The 22,862-nt window shown below is 72.3% G+C and carries 26 protein-coding genes; 9 read left to right on the plus strand and 17 right to left on the minus strand.

Going from position 1 to position 22,862, the window contains the following annotated elements:
- Positions 1–133: 133 nt before the first annotated feature.
- From SCWH03_RS12625 to SCWH03_RS12635, 3 genes are all read left to right on the plus strand, one after another.
- Complete coding sequence (locus tag SCWH03_RS12625; protein WP_173264279.1) at positions 134–1,294, plus strand: magnesium and cobalt transport protein CorA; 1,161 nt, start codon at positions 134–136, stop codon at positions 1,292–1,294.
- 191 nt (positions 1,295–1,485) lie between these two features.
- Positions 1,486–2,106: a tetratricopeptide repeat protein gene (locus SCWH03_RS12630; RefSeq protein WP_173264280.1), complete on the plus strand. Its 621-nt coding sequence runs from the start codon at positions 1,486–1,488 to the stop codon at positions 2,104–2,106.
- Between the two features lie 7 nt (positions 2,107–2,113).
- Positions 2,114–3,388 carry a glycosyltransferase gene (locus tag SCWH03_RS12635; RefSeq protein WP_173264281.1) on the plus strand — a complete coding sequence of 425 codons (1,275 nt, stop codon included), beginning with the start codon at positions 2,114–2,116 and terminating at the stop codon, positions 3,386–3,388.
- A 235-nt stretch (positions 3,389–3,623) separates the two neighbouring features.
- Here the strand turns inward: SCWH03_RS12635 and rfbD are convergent, their stop codons facing one another.
- The 6 genes from rfbD to SCWH03_RS12665 all read right to left on the minus strand — a co-directional run bounded on the left by rfbD (position 3,624) and on the right by SCWH03_RS12665 (position 8,662).
- A complete protein-coding gene (gene rfbD / locus SCWH03_RS12640) occupies positions 3,624–4,526 on the minus strand; it encodes a dTDP-4-dehydrorhamnose reductase (protein WP_173264282.1) in 903 nt (300 codons plus the stop codon).
- The gene (gene rfbB / locus SCWH03_RS12645) at positions 4,523–5,497 is read right to left on the minus strand and encodes a dTDP-glucose 4,6-dehydratase (RefSeq protein WP_173264283.1); all 975 of its coding nucleotides are present in this window, start codon (positions 5,495–5,497) and stop codon (positions 4,523–4,525) included. The genes rfbD and rfbB overlap by 4 nt, the downstream gene beginning before the upstream one ends.
- A gap of 136 nt (positions 5,498–5,633) precedes the next feature.
- Positions 5,634–6,281 carry a collagen-like domain-containing protein gene (locus SCWH03_RS29610; RefSeq protein ID WP_216854744.1) on the minus strand — a complete coding sequence of 216 codons (648 nt, stop codon included), beginning with the start codon at positions 6,279–6,281 and terminating at the stop codon, positions 5,634–5,636.
- A gap of 236 nt (positions 6,282–6,517) precedes the next feature.
- Positions 6,518–7,159: a dTDP-4-dehydrorhamnose 3,5-epimerase family protein gene (locus tag SCWH03_RS12655; protein ID WP_173264284.1), complete on the minus strand. Its 642-nt coding sequence runs from the start codon at positions 7,157–7,159 to the stop codon at positions 6,518–6,520.
- An 81-nt stretch (positions 7,160–7,240) separates the two neighbouring features.
- Positions 7,241–8,182: a glucose-1-phosphate thymidylyltransferase RfbA gene (gene rfbA, locus SCWH03_RS12660; RefSeq protein ID WP_173264285.1), complete on the minus strand. Its 942-nt coding sequence runs from the start codon at positions 8,180–8,182 to the stop codon at positions 7,241–7,243.
- Positions 8,183–8,248: 66 nt separating this feature from the next.
- Positions 8,249–8,662: an STAS domain-containing protein gene (locus SCWH03_RS12665; protein WP_173264286.1), complete on the minus strand. Its 414-nt coding sequence runs from the start codon at positions 8,660–8,662 to the stop codon at positions 8,249–8,251.
- A 367-nt stretch (positions 8,663–9,029) separates the two neighbouring features.
- On the opposite strand from SCWH03_RS12665, the gene SCWH03_RS12670 reads away from it, so the two are divergent.
- The 4 genes from SCWH03_RS12670 to SCWH03_RS12685 all read left to right on the plus strand — a co-directional run bounded on the left by SCWH03_RS12670 (position 9,030) and on the right by SCWH03_RS12685 (position 12,641).
- The gene (locus SCWH03_RS12670) at positions 9,030–9,482 is read left to right on the plus strand and encodes a hypothetical protein (RefSeq protein WP_254076720.1); all 453 of its coding nucleotides are present in this window, start codon (positions 9,030–9,032) and stop codon (positions 9,480–9,482) included.
- 200 nt (positions 9,483–9,682) lie between these two features.
- Positions 9,683–10,414, plus strand: a complete 732-nt coding sequence (locus SCWH03_RS12675; RefSeq protein ID WP_254076721.1) for a hypothetical protein — start codon at positions 9,683–9,685, stop codon at positions 10,412–10,414.
- 280 nt (positions 10,415–10,694) lie between these two features.
- Positions 10,695–11,351, plus strand: a complete 657-nt coding sequence (locus SCWH03_RS12680) for a molybdopterin-dependent oxidoreductase (protein WP_254076746.1) — start codon at positions 10,695–10,697, stop codon at positions 11,349–11,351.
- A 6-nt stretch (positions 11,352–11,357) separates the two neighbouring features.
- Positions 11,358–12,641, plus strand: coding sequence for a phosphoribosyltransferase family protein (locus SCWH03_RS12685; protein ID WP_173264288.1), 1,284 nt, complete (start codon positions 11,358–11,360; stop codon positions 12,639–12,641).
- Positions 12,642–12,860: 219 nt separating this feature from the next.
- On the opposite strand, the gene SCWH03_RS12690 is transcribed toward SCWH03_RS12685, so the two are convergent.
- The 8 genes from SCWH03_RS12690 to SCWH03_RS12725 all read right to left on the minus strand — a co-directional run bounded on the left by SCWH03_RS12690 (position 12,861) and on the right by SCWH03_RS12725 (position 19,171).
- A complete protein-coding gene (locus tag SCWH03_RS12690; RefSeq protein ID WP_254076722.1) occupies positions 12,861–13,502 on the minus strand; it encodes a vitamin K epoxide reductase family protein in 642 nt (213 codons plus the stop codon).
- Between the two features lie 454 nt (positions 13,503–13,956).
- Positions 13,957–14,460, minus strand: a complete 504-nt coding sequence (locus SCWH03_RS12695; protein ID WP_254076723.1) for a DUF5949 family protein — start codon at positions 14,458–14,460, stop codon at positions 13,957–13,959.
- Positions 14,461–14,775: 315 nt separating this feature from the next.
- Positions 14,776–15,063: a hypothetical protein gene (locus tag SCWH03_RS12700; protein ID WP_173264290.1), complete on the minus strand. Its 288-nt coding sequence runs from the start codon at positions 15,061–15,063 to the stop codon at positions 14,776–14,778.
- A 464-nt stretch (positions 15,064–15,527) separates the two neighbouring features.
- Positions 15,528–15,767, minus strand: a complete 240-nt coding sequence (locus SCWH03_RS12705; RefSeq protein ID WP_173264291.1) for a chaplin — start codon at positions 15,765–15,767, stop codon at positions 15,528–15,530.
- A gap of 169 nt (positions 15,768–15,936) precedes the next feature.
- Positions 15,937–16,176 (minus strand): chaplin, encoded by a 240-nt coding sequence (locus SCWH03_RS12710; RefSeq protein WP_173264513.1) that lies wholly within the window; start codon positions 16,174–16,176, stop codon positions 15,937–15,939.
- A 1,240-nt stretch (positions 16,177–17,416) separates the two neighbouring features.
- Entirely contained in the window at positions 17,417–18,187 is a 771-nt protein-coding gene (locus SCWH03_RS12715; protein WP_173264292.1) for a chaplin, read from the minus strand.
- Positions 18,188–18,297: 110 nt separating this feature from the next.
- Complete coding sequence (locus tag SCWH03_RS12720; protein WP_371872665.1) at positions 18,298–18,588, minus strand: chaplin; 291 nt, start codon at positions 18,586–18,588, stop codon at positions 18,298–18,300.
- A 172-nt stretch (positions 18,589–18,760) separates the two neighbouring features.
- Positions 18,761–19,171 (minus strand): rodlin, encoded by a 411-nt coding sequence (locus SCWH03_RS12725; protein ID WP_173264293.1) that lies wholly within the window; start codon positions 19,169–19,171, stop codon positions 18,761–18,763.
- Positions 19,172–19,511: 340 nt separating this feature from the next.
- Between SCWH03_RS12725 and SCWH03_RS12730 the strand changes: the two genes are divergently transcribed.
- On the plus strand, positions 19,512–19,922 hold the full coding sequence (locus SCWH03_RS12730; RefSeq protein ID WP_172607670.1) for a rodlin: 411 nt from the start codon (positions 19,512–19,514) through the stop codon (positions 19,920–19,922).
- A gap of 170 nt (positions 19,923–20,092) precedes the next feature.
- On the opposite strand, the gene SCWH03_RS12735 is transcribed toward SCWH03_RS12730, so the two are convergent.
- Entirely contained in the window at positions 20,093–20,335 is a 243-nt protein-coding gene (locus SCWH03_RS12735; protein ID WP_173264294.1) for a hypothetical protein, read from the minus strand.
- A gap of 198 nt (positions 20,336–20,533) precedes the next feature.
- Between SCWH03_RS12735 and SCWH03_RS12740 the strand changes: the two genes are divergently transcribed.
- Positions 20,534–20,941, plus strand: coding sequence for a rodlin (locus SCWH03_RS12740; RefSeq protein WP_173264295.1), 408 nt, complete (start codon positions 20,534–20,536; stop codon positions 20,939–20,941).
- A gap of 131 nt (positions 20,942–21,072) precedes the next feature.
- Here the strand turns inward: SCWH03_RS12740 and SCWH03_RS12745 are convergent, their stop codons facing one another.
- A complete protein-coding gene (locus tag SCWH03_RS12745) occupies positions 21,073–22,233 on the minus strand; it encodes a methyltransferase (protein WP_173264296.1) in 1,161 nt (386 codons plus the stop codon).
- A 12-nt stretch (positions 22,234–22,245) separates the two neighbouring features.
- Positions 22,246–22,821 carry a DM13 domain-containing protein gene (locus SCWH03_RS12750; RefSeq protein WP_173264297.1) on the minus strand — a complete coding sequence of 192 codons (576 nt, stop codon included), beginning with the start codon at positions 22,819–22,821 and terminating at the stop codon, positions 22,246–22,248.
- Positions 22,822–22,862: the final 41 nt, after the last annotated feature.

Here is a 22,862-nt window from a genome sequence, read left to right on the forward strand (position 1 = left end):
CACCCGGAACCGGTGGGATCGCCCCGCCCCGCATCTCCGTGATCGCGGTCACGTCGGCCGCGAATTAGGCTGTTCATGCCGTATCGCCCAGGGATGCGGCGGTCGAGCGATCCCGCAGGACGAGGTGCAGACGATGTCCGACAAGCGTCCGCGCGCGCCGCGGGCGGCCAGATGGCCGCTGCGGGCCGGGCCCGCCCGGCAGGTCGACCCCGTTCCCGAGCAGTCGATGGATCCGCGGGCGGAGCACGGGTCCCCGGACCGCGCCCCGCTGGAACGCAGCCTCGTGGACGCCGCCCTGTACCGCGACGGGCGCCGGGTGGAGACGCCGGCGTCGCTGGCGGAGATCTACCACCGGCTTCCCGGAGAGCCGGGCACGATGGCCTGGATCGGGCTGTTCCGGCCCTCTCCGGCCCAGCTCTGGGAGGCTGCCGGGCAGTTCGGGCTGCACGAACTGGCCGTCGAGGACGCCATCGTCGCCCATCAGCGCCCCAAGCTGGAGCGATACGGCAAGACGCTGTTCGTCGTGCTGCGCCCGGCCCGCTATCTGGACGAGGCCGAGGAGGTCGACTTCGGCGAGATCCACGTCTTCGTCGGCCCGGAGTTCGTCCTGACCGTACGGCACAGCCAGACCCCGGACCTGGCGGTCGTCCGACGGCGGCTGGAGGCCGACCCGGAGCTGCTGGCCCTCGGCCCCGAGGCGGTGCTGTACGCCATCCTGGACGCGGTCGTGGACGGCTACGCCCCGGTGATCGCGGGCCTGCTGCACGACATCGACGAGATCGAGACCGAGGTCTTCGGCGGCGACCCCAGGGTGTCCCGGCGGATCTACGAGCTGTCCCGCGAGGTCGTCGACTTCCAGCGGGCCACCCGGCCACTGCTGACGATCATGAACGGGCTGCAGGCGGGCTTCCAGAAGTACGGCACGGACGAGGAGCTCCAGCGCTATCTCCGGGACGTCGCGGACCACGCCACCACCGTGGCCGAGCGGGTCAACGGTTTCCGCCAGGCGCTCGGCGACATCCTCACCGTCAACGCGACCCTCGTCTCGCAGGCGCAGAACGAGGAGATGAAGATGCTCGCCGAGGCCGGCCACGCCCAGAGCAACGAGATCAAGAAGATCTCCGGCTGGGCCGCCATCCTCTTCGCGCCCACGCTCATCGGCACGGTCTACGGAATGAACTTCGACCACATGGCCGAACTCGACTGGCGCTTCGGCTACCCGTTCGCCCTCGCACTGATGGCGCTGGTGTGCGTCGGCCTGTATCTCGTCTTCAAACGCCGGGACTGGCTGTAGCAGGGCGGGGCGTGAAGACAGCTCCCTCGGCCCGCGCATGCGCCCTGTGCATGCGTTCGGGTGATGTGCCGGGCCCGGCCCTCCACCACGAATGACGACATACCGGTCACCTCGTAACTTTGGCGGCAAACCCAATGGTTCAGCGGTATACGCCGCCGAATCACCACTGCGACCCCATGCGATGTGACCAAGTGAAACGTAGGCGACTGTGGGCGGGGGCCGGCGCGGCGGCCGTGGCCGCCGCCGGAACGGCCACCTGGGCCGTGATGACCCCGTCGGAGACCACCGCCGCGGGCGGCACATCCGACACGGCGGCCCGCAACGAACTCACCGCCGGAGCACTGCTGCAGGCCGGCCTGCTGCAGGCCAGGCACCAGGACCTCCCCGGCGCCGAGGCCACCTTCCGCCGGGCCCTGGAGGTGGACCCGGACAACAAGCTGGCCTGGTTCAACGTGGGCGCCATCGCACAGCAGAGCGGCAGGCCCGCCGAGGCGCTCAGGGCCTACGACGCCGCCCTGAAGACCGACCCCTCCTTCACCTCTGCCCTGTTCAACAAGGCGGTGCTGGTCAAGGCGAGCGATCCCGACCAGGCCATCACGCTGCTCGAACGGGCCGTCAGCGTCAATCCGGCGGCCTCCACGGCCCACTTCCAGCTCGGCGAGACGCTGGCGGCCAAGGGCCGGGAGAGCGAGGCGCGGGACGCCTACCGCCGTGCCGTCGCCGTCGACGCCTCCCTGCACGGCGACGTGCCGGCGCGGTTCAGGGACGCCGCGCGGCCGAGCCCCTCCCCCACCACGAGCCCAGGCAGGTAGCCCTCAGATGAAGCCGAACACGACACCGAGGTTCTCCGTCTTCACCCCCAGCCACCGGCCCCGTTTCCTGGACGAGTGCCTGGCGACCCTGCAGGCGCAGTCCCGCTCCGACTGGGAGTGGATCGTCCTGCTCAACAACGGCGCCAGATGGCGGCCGGAACGACCGGACGACCGCGTGCGGGTGGAGATCGCGGACGAGGTCGAGGGAGTGGGTGCGGCCAAGCGCAGGGCGTGCGAACTCGCCCGCGGCGAGATCCTCGTGGAACTCGACCACGACGACCTCCTGGCGAAGGACTGCCTGGCGGAGCTGGGGAAGGCGTTCGACGAGCACCCCCAGGCCGTGCTCGTCTACAGCAACACCGCCCAGATCACCGAGGACGGCGGACGCGACGACTCCCGGTTCAACGAGGTCTACGGCTGGCAGTACCAGGACGTGGACGTGGACGGCCGCCGGCTGCTGGCCGCCACGTCGATGGCACCGACGCCGCACAACGTCTCCTACATCTGGTACGCGCCCAACCACGTCCGCGCCTTCCGCAAGGACGCCTACGACAGGGCCGGCGGATACGACGCCGCCCGCGCGGTCCTGGACGACCAGGACCTGATGTGCCGCCTGTTCCAGTCCGGGGACTTCCACCACATCGACCGCTGCCTGTACCTCCAGCGCCTCCACTCCACGAACACCCAGCGCGACCCCGAGATCAACGCCCGCATCCAGCGCGAGACGGTGGCGCTGTACGACAAGTACATCGAGGCCAACGCCCTCGCCTGGACACAGCGCCGCGGGCTGGTCGCCCTGGACCTCGGAGCGGCCCACCGCAAGCCGCCCGGCTACCTGGGTGTGGACCAGCACCCGGGGGAGGGCGTGGACATCGTCGCGACCCTGCCCGAGCGGCTGGACCTGCCGGACGACTCCGTCGGCCTGATGCGCGCGGTGGACTTCCTGGAGCATGTGCCCGCCAAGGTGCCGCTGATCAACGAGCTGTACCGGCTGCTCGCGCCCGGCGGCATGCTCCTGACCATGACGCCCAGCTCCGACGGCCGCGGCGCCTACCAGGACCCCACCCATGTCGCGTTCTACAACGAGAACTCGTTCTGGTACTACACCGACAACCAGTACCGCGCCTTCGTCCCCGAGATCGAGGCACGGTTCCAGAACTCCCGCCTGGTCACGTACTTCCCGACCGACTGGCACTCCAAGAACGACATCTCCTACGTCGTGGCCAACCTCATCGCCATGAAGGAGGGCGCGGCCCGCTGCGGCGGGCCGCTGAAGGTCTGACCGGCCGCGCGGAACGCGGCGCCGCCGCCCTGCCCGGCCGGGTGGGCGGCGGAGCCGCCGGCCGGCCGTCAGAGGGGGCGCGGAACGCCCGGGGCTCCCGGCGGTTCCGGCCGGGAGCCCCGCCGGGTCCGCCCTGCGGCGCGCCCCGGCGGGGCGAAAACACCTCGGCCTGCTTGGACGGCGGCGCGCCCCCTGCCCCCTGCCCCCTGCCCCCGGCACCGCCGGACCGCGCCGCTCAGCCGGCGGCCCGTGCCGCCGCAGCCAGCTCCGCGAACGCGGGCGTTCCCAGCGCCGCGGACAGCTGCTGCTCCCAGCGGTGCTGGGGCGGTACCCCGGCACCGGGCCAGCGGCCGTGCCCGAGCACCCCGAACGCCGGCCGGGCGGCGGGCCGGGGAAAGGCCGCCGCACCCACCGGGCGGATCCGCTCCGGATCGAGACCGCTGAGCCGGAAGGTCTCGTGGGCCAGCCCGTACCAGGTGGTGCGGCCGGCCGCGGTGCCGTGGTAGACGCCCGCCGGGGCCCGGCCGGTGAGTGCGGCACGGCCGAGCGCCGCCAGCTGCCCCGCGAGCGCGCGGGACCAGGTGGGCTGGCCGTGCTGGTCCGCGACGACGTCCAGCGTCCTGCGCCGGCAGGCGAGTTCGAGCATCGTCCGGACGAAGCTGCGCCCGTGGGCGCCGTACAGCCAGGCCGTGCGCACGGTGTAGCCGGTCCCCGGCAGCAGCTCGGCCACCGCGCGCTCCCCGGCCAGCTTGCTCCGGCCGTAGGCGTTGACCGGGGCGGTCGGCGCGCCCTCGGCGTACGGGGCCCCGGCCTCGCCGGAGAAGACGTAGTCGGTGGAGACGTGCAGCAGGACGGATCCGCTGCCCGCGCAGGCCCGGGCGAGATGGCGCACACCGGTGCCGTTGACCGCGGTCGCGGCCTCCTCGGCCCGCTCGGCCGCGTCGACGTCCGTCCACGCCGCGCAGTTGACGACCACATGGCGTCCTGCGACGGCGGTGTGCACGGCCCCCTGGTCGGCGATGTCCAGCTCGCTCCTGGTCAGCCCGGTCGCGCTCGTTCCGGGGTCGGCGGCGAGTTCGGCCAGCACGTCCCGGCCGAGCATCCCGCCCGCCCCGGTGACCAGCCAGCGGGTGGTCACCGCTGCTCCGCCCGGGCCCTGAGGGGCTCCCACCAGGGCCGGTTCTCGCGGTACCAGGCGACGGTGGCGGCGAGCCCTTCGGTGAAGGGGATGAGCGGCGCGTAGCCCAGCTCCTCGCGGATCTTGGTGTCGTCGAGTGAGTAGCGCAGGTCGTGGCCCTTGCGGTCGGCCACGTACTCGACGCGGTCCCAGTCCGCGCCGACGGCGTCCAGCAGCAGTCCGGTGAGCTTCTGGTTGCTGACCTCGGTCCCGCCGCCGATGTGGTAGACCTCCCCGGCCCTGCCCCCGCGCAGGGCGAGTTCGATACCTCGGCAGTGGTCGGAGACGTGCAGCCAGTCCCGGATGTTGCGGCCGTCGCCGTAGAGGGGGACCGGCAGCCCGTCGATCAGGCGGGTGATGAAGAGCGGGACGACCTTCTCGGGGAACTGGTGGGGCCCGTAGTTGTTGGTGCACCGGGTGACGACCGCGTCCAGTCCGTGGGTACGGTGGTAGGCCAGCACGAGGAGGTCGGCGGCGCCCTTGGAGGCGGAGTAGGGCGAGTTGGGCGCCAGTGGTGACGTCTCCGTCCACGAGCCCTCGCCGATGGAGCCGTACACCTCGTCCGTCGAGACGTGCAGGAACCGTCCCACGCGGTGGCGCAGCGCCGCGTCCAGCAGGACCTGGGTACCGACGACGTTGGTGCGGACGAACGGGCCCGCCCCCTCGATCGACCGGTCCACATGCGACTCGGCGGCGAAGTGGACGACGGCGTCATGGCCCGCCATCACCTGGTCGACGGTGCCCGGGGCGCAGATGTCGCCGCGGACGAAGCGGTAGCCCGGGTGGTGTGCCACCGGTGCCAGGTTCGCCTCGACGCCGGAGTAGGTGAGGCTGTCGAGGACCGTGATCCGCGCCGCCGGGTCGGCTTCCAGCGACCGCCGGACGTACTCCGATCCGATGAAGCCGGCGCCGCCGGTGACGAGGGTGCGCATGGTTCTCCGCCGCCTTCTGTTGCCGGGCTTCCGGTCTGCCCGGAAACCGCTGCGTACGGACGGTGTGCGGGAACGGCCGGGCGGTGCCCCGGGGCCTATGCCCCGGGGCACCGCCCGGCCGGACCCCGCGTGTCCCTCACGCCGTGTCGGCGCACACGACGTAGGCGGTGATGAACAGGCCTCCCACCGGGTCCTGTGCCACTACCTGCCAGCCGAACGGCGGGTCGCCGATCGGAACGCTCGACTGGGCGTCCAGGATGTCCGGCACTCCCTCGGGGACCTCGAAACCGCCACCCGTGGCGATGTCCCCGGGGTCGCACTCGACCACCGAGATCGGGCCCGGCTCGCCGACCCTGACATAGGCCCCGAAGACCCCGGATTCACCCTGCTCGCCCTGGAAGCCCTGCGGACCGCGCGGGCCCCGGTCGCCCTGCTCACCCTGCTCACCCTGCGGACCGCGCGGGCCCCGGTCGCCCTGCTCGCCCTGCTCGCCCTGGGGCCCCTGGGGGCCGGTGTCCCCCTTCTCGCCCTGCGGACCCTGCGGACCCTGCGGGCCCGGCTTGCCGTCCTTGCCCTTCGGGCCCCGGTCACCGTCCCCGTCGGCATCGGCCGACATCGCACCGTTGGGCCCCGGCAGGCCCAGGCTGTGCCCGGTACCCGACCGCTCGATCGCGTCGGACGCTGCCGCCGTGCTCGGGACGAAGTTGAGCACCACGGCGAGGGTGCCCGCGGAGACCATCGTGACGGTCTTCATGCGGGAGCTGCGGATGGTTTTACGGCTCACCAGAGAACCTTCCTCACGGAGTGTTGGGAGTGAACGAACGGCAAGCGCACGGACTCGAGGGGCGAATGGATTCGCGCACGAGTCACCTCGCCCGTCGCCAGGGAGCATCCTTCACTCGCCGAGATCCTATGATCACGAAGCCGTCCACGACGCTCCTGAAAGATCACCCGAGCAGCGGCGAGGCGGATCCACCCGGCCACCGCCCGGGTCCCCGCGCACCCGGCCGGGCGCGGGGCTCACCGCGGCGGCGCCCCCGCGGGCACCGTCCCGAGGCCCCCGGGCTCCGCCCCGCACAGGCGCCGGCGGTAGGCGGCGCAGGCCTCGAAGGAGGGCAGCAGCCCCAGCCGCCGGGCCTCGGCCAGCGTGGGGGCCGCCGCGTCCCTGTCCGACAGCCGGGGGGTGAGGCCCCCGGGCCAGTCGACGGCCAGGTCCGGGTCGAGGGGGTGGATCCCGAACTCCCTTTCCGGTGAGTACGGTGCGGAGCAGAGGTAGACCACGGTGGCGCCCTCCTCGAGCGCCATGAAGGCATGGCCCAGCCCCTCCGAGAGGTAGACGGCGCGGTGGTCCCGGTCGTCGAGCCGCACGGATTCCCAGCTGCCGAACGTCGGCGAACCCGTGCGAAGGTCGACCACCACGTCCAGCACGGCCCCGCTGACGCAGGTGACGTACTTGGCCTGGCCGGGCGGGACCGCCGCGTAGTGGACGCCCCGGAGGGTGCCGCGCACCGAACGGGAGCAGTTCGCCTGTTCGAGAGGCAGCGGGTGTCCGGTCGCCGCACGGAAGCGGTCCGTCCTGAACCACTCGTGGAAGCGGCCCCTCCGGTCCTCGAACACCCGGGGGGTGTCCACCCAGGCGCCTTCGATGCGCAGTGGTCTCACGTCGTGCCTTCCTCTCGGACGCGGCGCGCGGGGGCCGGGGGCCGGGGGCCGGCTCCCCGTACGGCGGTCACACGGCGGCGGTCACACGGCGGCGGGCTCCGGGAGCAGCGCCTCCGGCAGGCCCGGCGCACCACCGGGCCGAGCGACGCCGGAGCGCCGGGGGTCCTCCAGCAGTCCCCGCAGATACCGGCCGTACCCGCTCTTGAGCAGTGGCTCCGCCAGGGTGCGGAGCTGGTCGTCGTCGATCAGGCCGGCCCGCCAGACCGCTTCCTCGACGCAGCCGACCTTGAGGCCCTGGCGCTCCTCGATGACCCGCACGAACTCGGACGCCTGGACCATGGCGGCGAACGTGCCCGTGTCCAGCCACGCGGTGCCCCGGTCGAGCTCGGTGACCCGCAGTTCCCCGGCCTCGAGGTACGCCCGGTTGACGTCGGTGATCTCCAACTCGCCCCGGGGGCTGGGGCGCAGACCGCGCGCGATGTCCACCACCCGGCTGTCGTAGAAGTACAGGCCGGGCACGGCGTAACGCGACCTGGGCCGGGCGGGCTTCTCCTCGATCGACAGGGCCCGGCCGTGCCCGTCGAACTCCACCACGCCGTAGGCCGAGGGGTTGGCGACCTGGTAGGCGAACACCCGGCCGCCGCTCGGCGCTCCGCTCTGCGCGAGCCGGGTGCCGAGACCGCTGCCGTGGAAGATGTTGTCGCCCAGGATCAGGGCCACGGATTCGCCCCGGATGAAGTCGGCGCCCAGCAGAAAGGCCTGGGCGATACCGTCCGGCGCCTCCTGGGTGGCGTAGTCGATCCGGAGGCCCAGTGGACTGCCGTCGCCGAGCAGCCGGCGGAACTGCTCCCGGTCCCCGGGGGCCGTGACGACGAGGATCTCGCTCACCCCGGCCATCACCAGCGTGGAAAGAGGGTAGTAGATCATCGGCTTGTCGAACACCGGCAGGAGCTGCTTGGAAACCGAACGAGTCAGCGGCCAGAGCCGCGAGCCGGTGCCGCCGGCCAGGAGAATCCCGCGCATGTCCTCACCATAGGCCGGTTTCCGCACGGACCGCGTCGGCCACGCTCGGCACTGCCGAATGTGCCGTCATCCCCCCATCAGATCGAGTGCGTGCTTGACGGAGAGGGCGCAGAGGAAGAGACGCCGGGAGATCTCGGCGGCGATGAGATCGCGCACCGGGCCGGAGGGGTGGACGAGTGCGATGTTCCGCTCGTGGCGCTTCCAGGAGAGGAAGAGGTCCAGCAACTCGTGGTCGCATCCGGTGATTTCGGCGCAGTCGACGACGAGTCGCGAGTATCCGGACTTCACGGCGACGGTCAGCATCAGCCGCAGGGGGTAGATGTTGTCCCGGTCGACCACTCCTCTGAGCGCGATGACCAGAGTGCGGTCGACGGTGCGGCAGTACGAGATGGCGGGTGGATCGTTCCCTCGTCCGGAGCCGGCGCAGGGTCCGGGGCCGCGGCTGTCCGCATGCACAGCGACCGACTCTGCGACACCCATGCCGTGTACCCCTTCGCGATTTGCCGTCGAATGCTGCTCTACAACTACCGTAAAAGTAGCGGGAAATACACCCGGATCATGACCCGTACGGGTGGGGAGGCAGTTTCTCGCCCGGCCGCGACGGAGATCCGCTTTCCCTATTTTCCACCGCCGTTGGCGTCAGGTGAAATCCGCAGTTGACCGGGCGGTTGACATTCCCGTCAGCACCGTCGTCAGCGCCGGCATCGCCGCCGGCGCCTTCACGAACGGCACGGTCCGCGGGGACGTTGACGGCGCCGCCCCGGTTTCGGCGCTGACGGCGGTGGCGAAACGGCCGGCAGGCGCCCCGGGGACGTGTCCAACCGCGCGGGAGATCGTTCTGTCGTCGATGAACTCTCCCCATACCGCACCGGTTCCCGGACCTTCGGGCCCGCCGGCCGCTCCGGCCCCCCACGCCGGCGTCCTGGCGTGGGCGCGCCGTCCCGGTTCCCCGCGGTCCGCCCCGCGCCACCGAGGCCCGGGCGAACTCGCCCTGACACCCCTGTACGGGCAACTGCTCTCCGAGTGGCAGGCGCGCGGCGCGATGCTGCCGGGCGCCCGCGACCCGCAGTGGGACCGGCTCGCCTCGCCCCACGCCTTCGAGGAGGACACCCGGCGCACGCTCCGCATGCTCCGGCTCGAGCGCGAGCCCCTGCCGCCACCTGCCGATGCCGGGGTGCCGGTACCCGCCTGGGACGCCGGACCCCGCCCGGCCGCGCCGGGCGGGGTGGCGCGTCCGCCGGCGCCCCGCTGGGCCGCGCCCGGCACTCCCCGGCCTCGTGGCCACGACCGTGAATCGTGAAAACTTGAGCCATTGGAGCTCATCGTGTGAATTCCCGGGAAACCGCGAGTCCCTGACCCGGGCGAAGCGTTTGTGCGTATGTGGAACCGCGAGAGTTGTGGGAAAGAAATACAGTCCTTGCGAATGCCTTCTGCACCAGCGACGACCGGGTGCGGCTGGCGCAGAGCGCACTCGACGAGGCCCAGGCCGATCGTACGAGAATGCTGGCGGCATTCGCCGTGGTCGTCGGTGACGACGGCACCGTCGCGGGAATGATGGGCCTACCGGAACGCGAGGTCAGGGTGGCCCGCAGGACCGTCGGCCGGGAAGGCGCGCGCACCGTCGCGGCGAATCTGCTGACCCGAATGTCCGACCAGTCCTCCGATACGGGCGGCGAGCCCGCGCAGACGGCCGCGGAGACCCCCGCGTCTTTTCCCCGGGCGGAGCCGGCCGCGACGGCGGTCCCGGCTCCGCCCGCACCCCCCTATACCACCGGACAACCGCTCCAGCAGACCGGCGCCTATACGATTCCGGCGGCCGAGGAGCAGACCTGGGCCGATCCGGTCCAGCCGGTTCCGCCCCCTCAGCCCGCGGGTCCCGTCTGGTCTCCCTCGATGGATTCCGTTCTGGTGTGGAGCTGGCACTCCGGGCTGGATCTCCAGGTCGTCGCGAACGAGCTCGGTCTGGAACTGCGCACGGTTCTCCAGCGCGTACAGACCCTCGCCGCGGAGGGCCAGCTCGTCAAAGCCGACCAGGTCGTCCCGCGGGACTATATGACTGGCTCACGGGACCATTCGGTCCCTACGAGTCAGTACGCGAACGGTTCGCGGGACTACGCGACCGGCTCCAGGGAGTACTCGGGCCGGCATCGGAGGCACGAGGGACCGATGGAGTTCTCCGACACCGGATCGTTCGGTCTGGGCGGACTGTTCTCCAGCGCCTCCTGGTCCTGAGTGCCTTCCGCAGGCCGCGGGAGCCGCAGCCGGCCGGAGAAGGCCACCCGCGAGCACCGCAGCCGGCCGGAGAGGGGCGCCTGGGGATGCCGCAGCAGGTCCGCGGGGGCCGCCCCTCGCTGATGCTGCCGCCGACCGACGGGCGGCGCAGGATGGAGGGATGGACCGGGACCTCACGGCCGCCATCGCTCCCGGGCGCCTCGCCCGCCCCGGCGAGAGGATCAGCCTCGGGGAGAGGATCAGCCTCGGGGAGCCGGCCCTCGCCGCCCGCAACCACGGAATGCCGCTGGAGGCACTCCGGTACCCGCTGACGCCCCTCGGACTGCACGACGTACTCGTCCACTGCGGCACCCCCGCAACCGAGGCCGCCGACCGGCGGCTCACCGTGGGCGGACTGGGACACGCGCCCCTGCGGCTGGACCTGAGGGACCTCAGGGCGTTCCCGCCCGTCACGCTCCGCGCCACAGTGGAGTGCGCCGGGAGCGGACGGGCCCTGCTCAGTCCCCGGCCGGTGAGCCGGCCGTGGCTGGTGAGCCGGCCGTGGCCGGCGGAGGCACCGGGCCGGATCGGACCGGAGGGCCGGGCCCGGTCAGGCCTCGCCCCGGTCGCACGGGCGGAGGCCAGCGCCGACCACGGGCGGGACCTGGCACGAGGCGGCGCTCGACGCGGTGGAGGGCGATGTCCGGACCCGGCGCCACTGGCACACGGCGTGGACGGCCACCCCCTGGCAGCCATGTCCTCGTCGTCCGGGCCACCGACGCAGACGGCCGCACCCACCCCCTCGACCAGCCGTGGAACCGGGGCGGATTCGGCAAAGACCCGGTGCAGCGGATCCCCGTCGTGTGCCCGCCCGGGGGCGGGTGGCGCGGGCCCGGGTCCCGACTTGCGCGGGGGGCCTGACTGGGGTTGGTTCGAAGGAGACCCCTGTAGGGGGTGAGCCACTGTGCTGTTCGCCGATCGCACCGACGCGGGGCAGCGCCTCGCCGGGGCCCTGGGGCATCTGCGGGAGGCCGATCCCGTGGTGCTCGGGCTGCCGAGGGGCGGGGTACCGGTGGCCTTCCAGGTCGCGAGGGCGCTGGGCGCGCCGCTCGACGTGATCGTCGTCCGCAAGCTGGGGGTCCCGTACCACCCGGAGCTGGGGTTCGGCGCCATCGGCGAGGGCGGTGTGCGGGTCATCAGCGACGACATCGTCCGCCGGGGCGGTGTCTCCGAGCAGGACGCCGCCGCGGTGGAACGCGCGGAGGCCGCCGAACTCACCAGGCGGGCGCAGCGGTTCCGGGCCGGCCGGCCGCGCGTCTGCGTCGAGGGCCGGACCGTGGTCGTCGTCGACGACGGGATCGCCACCGGGGCCACGGCAGCGGCGGCCTGCGAGGTCGTCCGGGCGCAGGGGGCCGCCAGGGTCGTGCTCGCCGTGCCCGTCGCACCGCCGGACGCCGTCGCCCGGCTGCGTACCCTGGCGGACGAGGTGGTGTGCCTGTCCGCGCCGCGGCTGTTCTCGGCGGTCGGGCAGTGGTACCGGGACTTCTCACAGACCCCGGACGAGGAGGTCGTCGCGCTGCTGGCCCGGCCGGCCGCCGGCTCCCGGGAAGCCGGCGCGTCCGAGGACGTCGAGGTGGAGGCGGGCCGGGTGCGGCTCACCGGAGAACTGGCACTGCCGGGGGACACCGCCGCGGTGGTGATGTTCGCCCACGGGTCCGGGAGCAGTCGGCGCAGCCCGCGGAACCGGGCGGTGGCGACGGCCCTGAACGCGGCCGGTCTCGGCACCCTGCTGTTCGACCTGCTCACCGAGCGGGAGGCCGCCGACCGCCGCAACGTGTTCGACATCGAGGCCCTGGCGGACCGGCTCACGGGGGCCACCCGCTGGCTGCGGACCCGCACTCCCGGACCCGTCGGCTACTTCGGTGCGTCCACCGGCGCCGCAGCGGCGCTCTGGGCGGCGGCGGGCGCCGGTCCGGAGGTCGCCGCCGTCGTCTCGCGCGGGGGCCGTCCCGACCTGGCCGGAGCCCGGCTGCCCGGTGTGCACGCCCCGACGCTGTTGATCGTCGGAGGCCGTGACACGACCGTTCTCGACCTCAACCGCCAGGCGGAGTCGGCGTTGCGCTGCGCGTGCAGACTGGCCGTCGTCCCGGGGGCGACGCATCTCTTCGAGGAACCGGGAGCGCTCGAGGAGGTCTCGGCCCTGGCCCGCGACTGGTTCACGCTCCATCTGACACCGCACCAGCCATAGGGCCCCGGCGCGCGGACGTGCCCCTGGCCGAGAGGGCCCGGCCGCCCCGGTGGTCCGGCTGACGGCCTGCCGCCCGGAGCCGGACCACCGGGGGCGGTCAACCGGACCGGGGGCGGTCAACCGGAGCTGACCGGCCGGCCGGAGCCGGCCGCCGCCTTCGGCCGCGGGCCGGGCTCCAGCCCGCCCCTGCCGGTCGGCGGGGACCGGCACCCGGAGGCCTCAGCCGGTCCAGAAGTCCCACCATCGCGTCAGCACGAGCATGCCGATGATGCCGGTCCAGACGACCGGCGGCAGCCAGCCGAACTCCCTCAGCCCCGCCCTCAGCGGGGCCGGCGCCGGCAGCATCCGGTGCTTGACGGTGTGCCGGGTCACCCGGCAGAACAGGACGATCGTGGCGACCCACGCGAGACAGCACCACAGGCACAGCGCGCCGATCCGGTACAGCGACTGGACCTGCAGCCAGGTGCAGAAGGCGACCCCGAAAAGAGCCCCCCCGTTGAGCGCGAGCCAGAACCAGCGCCGGTACCGGGCCCCCGCCAGCAGCCCGGCGCCGACCGCGGTCACCACGGCGTACGAGACGAGCCCCAGCATCGGGTTCGGGAAGCCGAAGACGGCCGCCTGCTCGCTCTCCATGATGCTCCCGCACGACACCACGGGGTTGAGGCTGCATCCCGGGGTGAAGCCCGGATCCGCCAGCAACCGGAACTTGTCGAGCGTGATGACCCAGGAGGCGAGCAGTCCGGCCGCTCCGGTGAGCACGAGCGTCAGGGCGAAGGCGCGGCTCCCGCCCACCTCGGCCGGTGGAGCGGCGTGCGATGCCGTCACGGAGCGCGGGACGTGCGTCCTGGCTCGAGTCCCCATGTCTGTCCCGACTTCCTCTGCGGATGCGAATGGTCCCGGCCGGCTTCGTCGGACGGCGTCCGGCCGCATCGGCTCCAACCGGTCTCGTCGGATTCCACCGGGTTCCGTCCGGCCGATTCCCCGGATCTTCGCCACCTGGGCCGATGCGCACACGCAGTAACCACCGCCCGCTCGGCACGACGGATCGTCAGATCCGGACTAACGTCGCCGGTGTCCTGAAAACCCCTGCCGAGGAGTTCACCGTGAAGCCGACGCTTCCTCATCCGGCGGCGCCGACCGCCACCGTGAGGGATGGAATACGACGCAGGCTCGCCGGGACTGCCCGGGGGGACGCGCACCATGCGCCCTCCCGCCCGGCGAGCGCAATCCGGCAGCCCTGACCAGCAAGGTGTGAACCAGGCCCGGCCGGCGGTCGTACCGCCGTCAGCCGGGCCTCTTGCTGCCCGGCGGCCACTCAGCCGCGCAGCTGACGGACCGGCAGCAGGCAGTGTGCCGACGTCGAGAGCACCGCCTCGTCGCCGACGAACCGCCGCAGCTGGTCCTCCGTGACCGGGACCCCGGGCGCGGCGTCCGGCCACGGCCGCGTCGCGAAGATGAAGTACACATGGCTTCGCTCCCGGACGGCAGCCAGCCACTGGGGCGGCACCGCGCACTGCACGGTGAGATGAGGCATCGTGAGGACGGCCTGGCCCGCCTCCACCAGCAGCGTGACGGGAAGCCCGGCGGATTCGGCGGCATCGACGCATTCCGCCCCGACCGGCAGACCCACGGTGTCCAGCAGCTCCCGGGCGGCGGCCTCGGTCCCCTCGGGTCCGCCGTCGCCGTCGCCGAGCGCATAGGCCAGCAGGAAGGGCATGTCGCGCTCGTCGTCGGGGTGCTCACCGCTCCAGGCGATGACGACGAGGGTGCCCAGTCGGGCCGGGCGGATGGCGCGTACCGCGCTGGAGGTGGAGGTCACTCTCCGGACCATAGCGACTACGGGGAGCCATCCGGGCGCCCTTGTCACACGGGCGGGGGAGCCCTGCGCCCGATTAGCCCGAAGGGGGCACTCTCGCTCATCCGTGCGGGGGCCCGGCCCAGCCGGTGACCCACCAGGACTGCCGGAGGCGCTGGCGCTGACGCAGGCGGAACGGGCGGAACATACAGGGGAGTCGGGGAAGCCGGAGCGGGCAGGACACATCAAAACAGGAAGCCCGGCGCGGCAGGCGGCCCGGCAGCCCGCGGGCCCGGCGGATGCAGCCGCCGGGCCTGCGGGGGCGTGCGGGTACGCCGCTCAGGAACCCAGCGGGAGGCCGCCGAGCAGCTGCTGCGGGACCCCTGCCTTGTTCTTGTTCAGCCCGTCGGTGGTGTTCTTGACCGCGTGCAGCAGCGAGCCGTCCTGCTCCGTGTCGAGCGTCTTGTTCGCGATGGGCTCGACCGCGCTCGCGGTCTCGCTCGCCACGGTGCCCAGCCCGCCGTTCAGGCTGGTCGGAGCGAGCCCGGAAGCGGCGAAAGCCGGGGCCGAGGCACCCGCGGCCACCAGCGAGCCGGCGACGACGGCGGCGACCTTCATGGGCTTCATCAGTGAATCTCTCCTTCGGCGACGCATGTCGCGTGCACAGGTGACGGAATGCTCAGGTACATGGCGGATGCCCGGCACGCCCTCTCGTACCGACCCGGGCGGTCCTGCCGTGCTGTTCCGCACGGCTATATGTTCTGTAACGATCCGTCACCCGGCCGGAAACTCGGAAGGCCGGGGATTCCTCCGGCCCCACCCGAATGAAGTCCCCGTTCGGATTCTGCTGCCGGATCGCTTCGCGAGCGCCGGTGGAAACCGTTCGATCGGTCCCGTCCCGGAGGCGGCCCGGCCCGGGAACCGGGCCGGGCCCACCACGAGGGCCGGCATGAACGACGGCATGAACGACGGCATAAACGACGGTATGAACGGCGTGACCAGCCGACCGTGTTGACTGACCGCGCAAAAGGGCCGTCCTCCCCACCGCGGTGGGGAGGACGGCCCGGGACGCCTGTGCGGGCGGTCAGTGGTCAGTCGTTGACGCAGATGTTGCCGAACGCCGGGTTCAGCAGGCCGATGACGTTCACGGTGTTGCCGCAGACGTTCACCGGAACGTGGATCGGCACCTGGGCCACGTTGCCGGAGAGCACGCCCGGCGAGTTCGCCGCCACGGCCTCCGCACCGCTGTCGGCGGCGGCGATGCCGGTGGAACCCGCGACAGCGGCGGCGGCGAGGGTGGACAGGACGAAAGCCTTCGCGGTACGCGACATGGAGAAGCACTCCTTGGTCAAGGTGTTTCAGTGGCCGTGCGTGACTGCTCGGTCCGATGGTTCAACGGCAGCGAGGTCTGCCGGGTTGTGCGGCCGAAGGAGTGAACAACCGCTCGGTCCGCAGGGGTGCGGGCGTCCGGCGGCATATGCCGCCGGACGCCCCGGTGTGTCAGAGGTTGGCGCAGGTGTTGCCGAACGCCGGGTTCAGCAGGGCGACGACGTTGACGGTGTTGCCGCAGACGTTCACCGGAACGTGGACCGGAACCTGGACCACGTTGCCGGAGGCGACACCGGGCGAGCCCACGGCGGCGCCCGTCGCCCCGCTGTCCGCGACGGCCGCGCCCGCACCACCCATGACCAGGGCGACACCCGTGCCCGCAAACGCCACCGACTTCGCGATTCGCTTCATCATTGATTTCCTTCCAGGGATTTACCGATGCGGTGCAAGCATCAACGAGGACACCCGAAGTCCGGACACGCATGGAGACCAAAAGGATTAACCCGGGCTTTGACCCCGCCTCCTCGGACACGGGGAGACCGGTCCGGCACCGGAGGGAAACGGGGCTGCTGCCGCGCACACCGGCTCCGCCAGGAGCGCACCAAGCCTCCTCTTCTCTCCCCCGGGGCCGCCCATATGAACAGCATGGACACGAGTCGGAATCGGCCCTCCTCGCAGCATGCTGCGTTCCGGCAGCGGCCGGATCGCCTTCCGGGCGCCGCATGCACACGGGTTCCCACCCGGCGTCCGGGCCGGATGGCCGCCGGGCCGGGATCCGGCACCGTCGCGCGCGCCCACCGTCCGGCCACGGCCGACCCGCCGTGCCCGGCATCGTCCGGCATCGTCCGGCGGGCCGGCTGCGGAGTGGCCGGGCTCGTTGCGGATCTGGTGGCGCGTCGGTCAGGCGCTGCTACCCCGATGGCGGTGGTGTGCCCGGGCTGCGGGATGCCCGGGGAGGCCGTCCGCGGGCTCGGCGCGGAGGCCCACCGACGGCGGGCGAGGAAGGCGGCACCCCGCTGCTGGGCTGGGAGATGAGCCGGCACGCCGGCACCGTGGCGGCCATCAGCACCCTCGTGGTGCACGCTCACGGTCGTGGGGCAGGGCTGGTCCCCGGGCTCGCGCTGCGCGGCCGACGGCTGCCCGTCATCTTCGGTCCGCACCTCTGGTCCTTCGAGGCGGTGGGCCGTCTCCTCGCCGGTCCGGCCCGCAACGGGGAGCGGTACGGGCCCGCTGGGCGGCCCGCATCGTCTGCGTCAGTGAGACGGAGCTGCTGAAGGGGGTGGCGGCCGGTGTCGGGGCACGGGGGTCGTCTCCCCCAAGGGGCGGACACCGAGCGGTCCCGGGCCGCCGGCCGAGGGCGCGCGGCGGGGTCTTCCGCCCCTTGCCGCCGATCTGGCCGGGTCCGCACCGCTTGCGGTGTGCCCGGGGCGGCTGTGCCGCCGGAGGCGGCAGGACATGACCCCGACGGACGCCCGTCCGCAGCGGACATCCACCGCTTTCCGGCTCCGTCGGCTCCGTCGGCGGGCCCGGGACGCGCGGCGTCCCGGGCCCGGCGCGCACCGCCGCTCGGACACGGCCTGGAGACGCCCCGGCCGGGAGAGCCCGATGAGGGGACTCTCCCGGCCGGGGCCCACACGGGAAGCGCGGACGCTCAGCGACGCGCGGCAGCGGTCCCGCGGCGGTACAGCAGGGCTCCGCCGGCCAGCAGGCCGACCGCGGCCGCACCGGCCGCCAGCGTGCCGGCGTTGCCGCCGGTCTCGGCCAGCTGGTCCGTGGTCGAGGAGTCGGCGACCCGGTCGTCGTCGGGGGTGTCCACCACCGGGACCGGGATCTCCGGAGCCTCGGGCACCTCGGGAACCTCGGTCACGGGGGTCTCCGGCGTCTCGGGGATCTCCGGAACCTCCGGAATCTCCGGGACCTCGGGGACCTCGGGCGTCACCGGCGTCTCGGGGGTGACCGGCGTCTCGGGGGTCTCGGGTGTCACCGTCATCGCACCCGGCCCGTTGACGCAGGTGTTGCCGAAGGTCGGGTTCAGGGCGCTGATGACGTCGGCGGTGTTACCGCAGGCGTTGACGGGGACGTCCACGGGCGCCTGGACGTTGTTGCCGGAGGCGACGCCCGGGGAGCCGACCGCGGTGCCCTCCGCGGACGCGCCACCGGATGCCCCGGTGCCACCGCCGGAGATGTTGGCGCAGGTGTTGCCGAACGCCGGGTTGAGTACCCCGACGACGTTCACCGAGTTGCCGCAGGCGTTGACCGGTACGTGCACGGGCGCCTGGACGTTGTTGCCGGACAGCACGCCGGGCGAGTTCGCGGCCTCGGCGTCGGCCTGGGAGTCGGCGCTGGCGTACACACTGGTCAAGGACAGAATCCCGGTGGCCGCAGCGGCCGTCAGAATTCCCTTGCTGATGACCTGTCGCATGTTGTTGTTCTTCCCGCTTTCGCTTCGCGAGCCGATCCCGGAGCGGTACCGCAGGCCACGCCCCGGACCGGCGGAAAACGACCCTTCAGGACTGTGTGCGAGGACTGGGTTCAGCCGTTCACACAGAGGTTGCCGAACGCAGGGTGCAGCACGGCAATGAGATTGACGGAATGACCGCAGGTATTCATCGGAGCATGCACGGGAATCCGGATGGTGTTCCCGGAGAGCACTCCCGGCGAGGTGGCCGCGCCACCGGTCGCGCCGGATTCCGCAACAGCGGATGAGGCCGTCCTACGGCCATCAGCGGTCCCGTCGGCACCGTCGTGGTCTTTCCGGACTTCATCGGGCCCCCGTTCCGGTCGACGGCCCGGGGACTGGCTCGAAGTGCCCTGGCATGCCATGGCGTGCCAGGAAGTGACACGTGGTGACGTGTGGTGACGTGCCGAACGCGGCACCTACCGCGACACCTCGCCGGCGAGCCGCACCGACCGCGGGAACCCCTCCGCCGCCCGAAACTCCGGGCGATGCACTCGGACGCATGCCGGCCCGGAGATCCGGGCCGGCGTGCGGGGGTCAGCCGTTGCCCAGACCGTTGCCCGAGAGCACCGGGATGTCGCTGAGGATGTGCGACAGCGGCTCGTCGCCCTTGGCCTGGGTCGAGTTCTCGACACACTGCTGGTTCTGCGGGTTCGACAGCACGTTGACGTCCTGCACGGCCACCGGCACGAGACCGACGAGCGACCCCGCGTTGGCCTTGGCGGGCAGACCGATGCAGGGCTTGTTCAGCGAGCCCTGGACGAGTGACATCTGCGGGCTCATGTTGCCATAGGTGGCGGAGTTGCCGAAGACCTGGGAGGCACCGACACCACTGGCGGACGTCGTACCGGTGTCGTCGCCGATGGCCAGGGCCTGGGGGGCGGCGGCGGCCGAGACACCGATTACGGAGGCCGTGACCGCAGCCGCAGCCATAACCTTCTTGATCATCACTTGCCTGCCTTTCTGCAGGAAAACTCCAGCTCGTCTGCGCACCGATTCAAACGGGCCGTTCCTGCGTTTGGTTGCGGCACGTCACCCGAATGGCCCTCAGGCCGACAACCGCGGCAACGTGTGGGGAAGGGTCCCGGCGGGCGGTGGAAGCGCCTGGCCGGATGCGGTGCGCGGCATATCGGCCGCACCGCCCGTTGGAGTGAAGCGGAAGAACCAACTCCGCTGCTCCGAGTTGATCAGGGAGCTCCGGGGAACGGGCACTTCGGTCCCCGCGTTAAGAGACCCCGGACCCCGGAGCCCCAGACCCCAGAACCACGTACCCAGGAAAGGGACTCTCGTGTTCAAGAAGGCTATGGCGGCCGCCGCCGTCACCGCGTCAGTCGTCGGCGTCTCCGCCGCGGCGGCGCCGCAGGCCCTGGCCATCGGCAACGACACGGGCACCACGTCCGCCAGTGGTGTCGGTGCCTCCCAGGTCTTCGGCAACTCCGCCACCTACGGCAACATGAGCCCGCAGATGGCGCTCGTCCAGGGCTCGCTGAACAAGCCCTGCATCGGTCTGCCCGCCAAGCTGAACGCGGGGTCGCTCGTCGGTCTCGTGCCGGTGGCCGTGCAGGACGTCAACGTGCTGTCGAACCCGCAGAACCAGCAGTGTGTCGAGAACTCGACCCAGGCCAAGGGCGACGAGCCGCTGTCGCACATCCTCAGCGACATCCCGGTGCTCTCGGGCAACGGTCAGGGCAACGGCTGACCCTGCCACGCCACCCGGCCGGGCCGGGCCGCCGCGGAGCGCCGCGGCGGCCCGGCCCGTTCGTTTCGACGCCCCGGGCCTGCCCGGTCCCGGCGCCCGCACGCCCCTTGTGCGCCCCTCGTGCGCTCCCCGTGCGGCCCGCCCCTGGAAGCGGCGGCCCCGGGACCGGCTCACCAGCGCGGCCAGGACCATGCGACCAGGTCCGACCACTCACGGTCCCGGACCCCGGGGACGGTCCTCCCCTGGGCGTACCAACTGGCCATGAGGGAGGCGTAGACGGGCTCCGCCGAGCGGTCCGCGACCGGCCGGGCCGGCGGGCCCGCCCGGCCCGCCGACTCCCGGCCGCCGCCCGGTTCCCCGCGGCTTGCCGGAATCAGCCCCCGCCGTTGCCCATGACCCTTGTGCTCCGCCATGCCCCCAATATCCCGTAACACCCGGGATCATCGGCGCGAGCGGAACCGAACGCCCCGAACAGCGCCCTCTGCGCTCGGCCGATCGGGCTACAGGCCGCAACCGGAGCGCGGGTGCCGGGGTTGGTCACTGCGGCACTCACCGGTGGAGTGCGCATCCCGACGCCCCGTTTATCGCGAACCTCCCTGAAGGGAACCACCATGAAGAAGCTGTGGGCAGCAGCAGCCGTGACCGCATCCGTTGCCGGAGTCTCGCTGACCGCCGCCCCGCAGGCTCTGGCCATCGGCGACGACAGCGGCACCACGTCGCTGAGCGGCAACAACGCCATGCAGGCCTTCGGCAACTCGGCCACCTACGGCGACATGAGCCCGCAGCTCAGCGCAGTCCAGGGCTCGCTGAACAAGCTGTGCATCGGTCTGCCCGCCAAGGCCAACGCCGGGTCGCTCGTCGGTCTCGTGCCGGTCGCCGTGCAGGACATCAACGTCCTGTCGAACCCGCAGAACCAGCAGTGCGCCGAGAACTCGACCCAGGCCAAGGGCGACGAGCCGCTGTCGCACATCCTCGAAGACATCCCGGTGCTCTCGGGCAACGGCGTCAACAACCACTGATCCGCCGGCTGCGCGTCCGCAGCACGGCTGAGGGTCCGGGCCCGGCCCGGCCGACCGCTTCGCGCGGATCGGCCCGGCCGGGCCCCGCGCGTCGGCCCTGTCCGTCCTCCCCACCCGCGGCGGCCCGTTCGTCAGCGGCGCTTGACGGCGCGCAGCACGACGAACTTGGGATTGCTCGCGACGGTCTCGCAGCCGCCGAAGAGCCGACGCAGCTTGACGTGGTAGCCGAGATGCCGGTTGCCGACCACCCACAGCTCGCCGCCGGGGCGCAGGGCGCTGCGGGCGCCGGTGAACATACGCCACGCGGTGCCGTCGGTCAGCGCGCGGTGGGTGTGGAAGGGCGGGTTGTTCAGTACGAGGTCGACGGACTCGCGTTCGGTACCGGACAGTGCGTCGCCGACCACGAAGGCGGCCCCGGCCGACGAGCCGGTGCCGGCCCGGAACGTCGCCTCGGCCGAGGCGACGGCCTGGTACGACTCGTCCGCGAACAGCACCTCGGCATCCGGGTTGGCGACCGCGATCGCCGTACCCAGCACCCCGTTGCCGCAGCCCAGGTCCACGACGCGGAGGGGGCCCCGGCGCTCGGGTAGGTGCTGGAGGAGGAAGCGGGTGCCGATGTCCAGGCGGTCGGCGCAGAAGACGCCCGCATGGTTGGTCACCGGACGGCCCGACATCACGCCGATGCCGTCCGGCAGCGTGTAGGTGCGCGGCCAGGAGCCCTCACCGGCGGCCGCCGGTCCGGTGCGGTCGGGATCGGGGGTGCAGTGGATGAGCCGGGCCTTCTTCACCGCCTGCGAGGTGCGGGTGGGGCCGACGATCCGTTCGAAGAGCCGCAGTGTGGAGGTGTGGATCTCCGTCACCATGCCGGTGCCGACGACGAGCGTGTCGCGATTCAGCCGGGGGGCGAGCCGCTGGAGCTGGTCCTCCAGCAGGGCGAGGCTCTTGGGGACGCGGACCAGCAGGACGTCGATCCGGTCCGGCGGGGTGTCCCGGGTCGACAGCAGCCGTACGCCCTCGGTCTCGGCGGCGGTGCGGTTGCGGGCGAGGTTGGCCCGCGTCGCCCGCTGGGTGAGATGGGAGTCGCTGATCTGCACGGGCCGGTGCGCCGCGAGCGCGGTGGCCAGTGCTCCCCAGCGGTCCCCGAGGACGACCACGGTGCCGGCGAGCGTCTCGCCCTCCAGATGGCGCAGCAGGTACTCGTCCGAGGCGTCCCAGGCACGGAGCCGCTCACGGGGGTCCTCGGGGAAGCGGGTGAGCCCGAGGTCGCCCCATGACGTGGTGAAGGTGTTCATCGTGCTCTCAGGCTACGCGGCCGCCTTCTCGAGCTCGGCGGCGCCGAAGGAGACGTCGAACCGGTCGCACCAGATGCTGACGCTGGTCAGGCGGTTCAGATCGGCGTCGGCGGGCAGCGCGTAGTTCTGGTCGCCCTTGTTGCCCTTGAGCTTGCCGAGGCTGACGTACTCCCCGTCGTCGAAGACGTGCCAGCCGTCCCTGCCTTCCTTCACCGGCGCGTCGGTGAGCCAGACTCGCAGGTCGGGGCCGCTGCTGGTGTCCAGGTTCTCGATCCGCAGGGTGCGGGAGCCGTCCTCGAGCCGGAGGATCTTCACACTGCCGGTCGTGGCGTGCTCATGGCTGATGAAGCTTCCCGTGGCCAGCACCTCCGGCGCGGCCGGCGCGGCCGTGTCGGCCGGGGCAGGCGATCCGTCCGGTGCGGCCGGGGAAGCCGGTGCGGCCGGCGAGGCCGCGGGCAGCTCCTCGCGCACGGTCTCGTCCACCCAGAGCTTCCAGGGCTGGAACCAGTACAGCCCGGCAGCCGCCACGATCGCGACCACCGCCAGACCGACGATCACCACGGGTCTGCGTACGAACGATGTCCTCATGGCTCCATTTAAGCCGCGCGGGGCGGCATGGCGGTCGTTCC

It is taken from the genome of Streptomyces pacificus (genome assembly GCF_011766325.1).
Classification (GTDB): domain Bacteria; phylum Actinomycetota; class Actinomycetes; order Streptomycetales; family Streptomycetaceae; genus Streptomyces; species Streptomyces pacificus.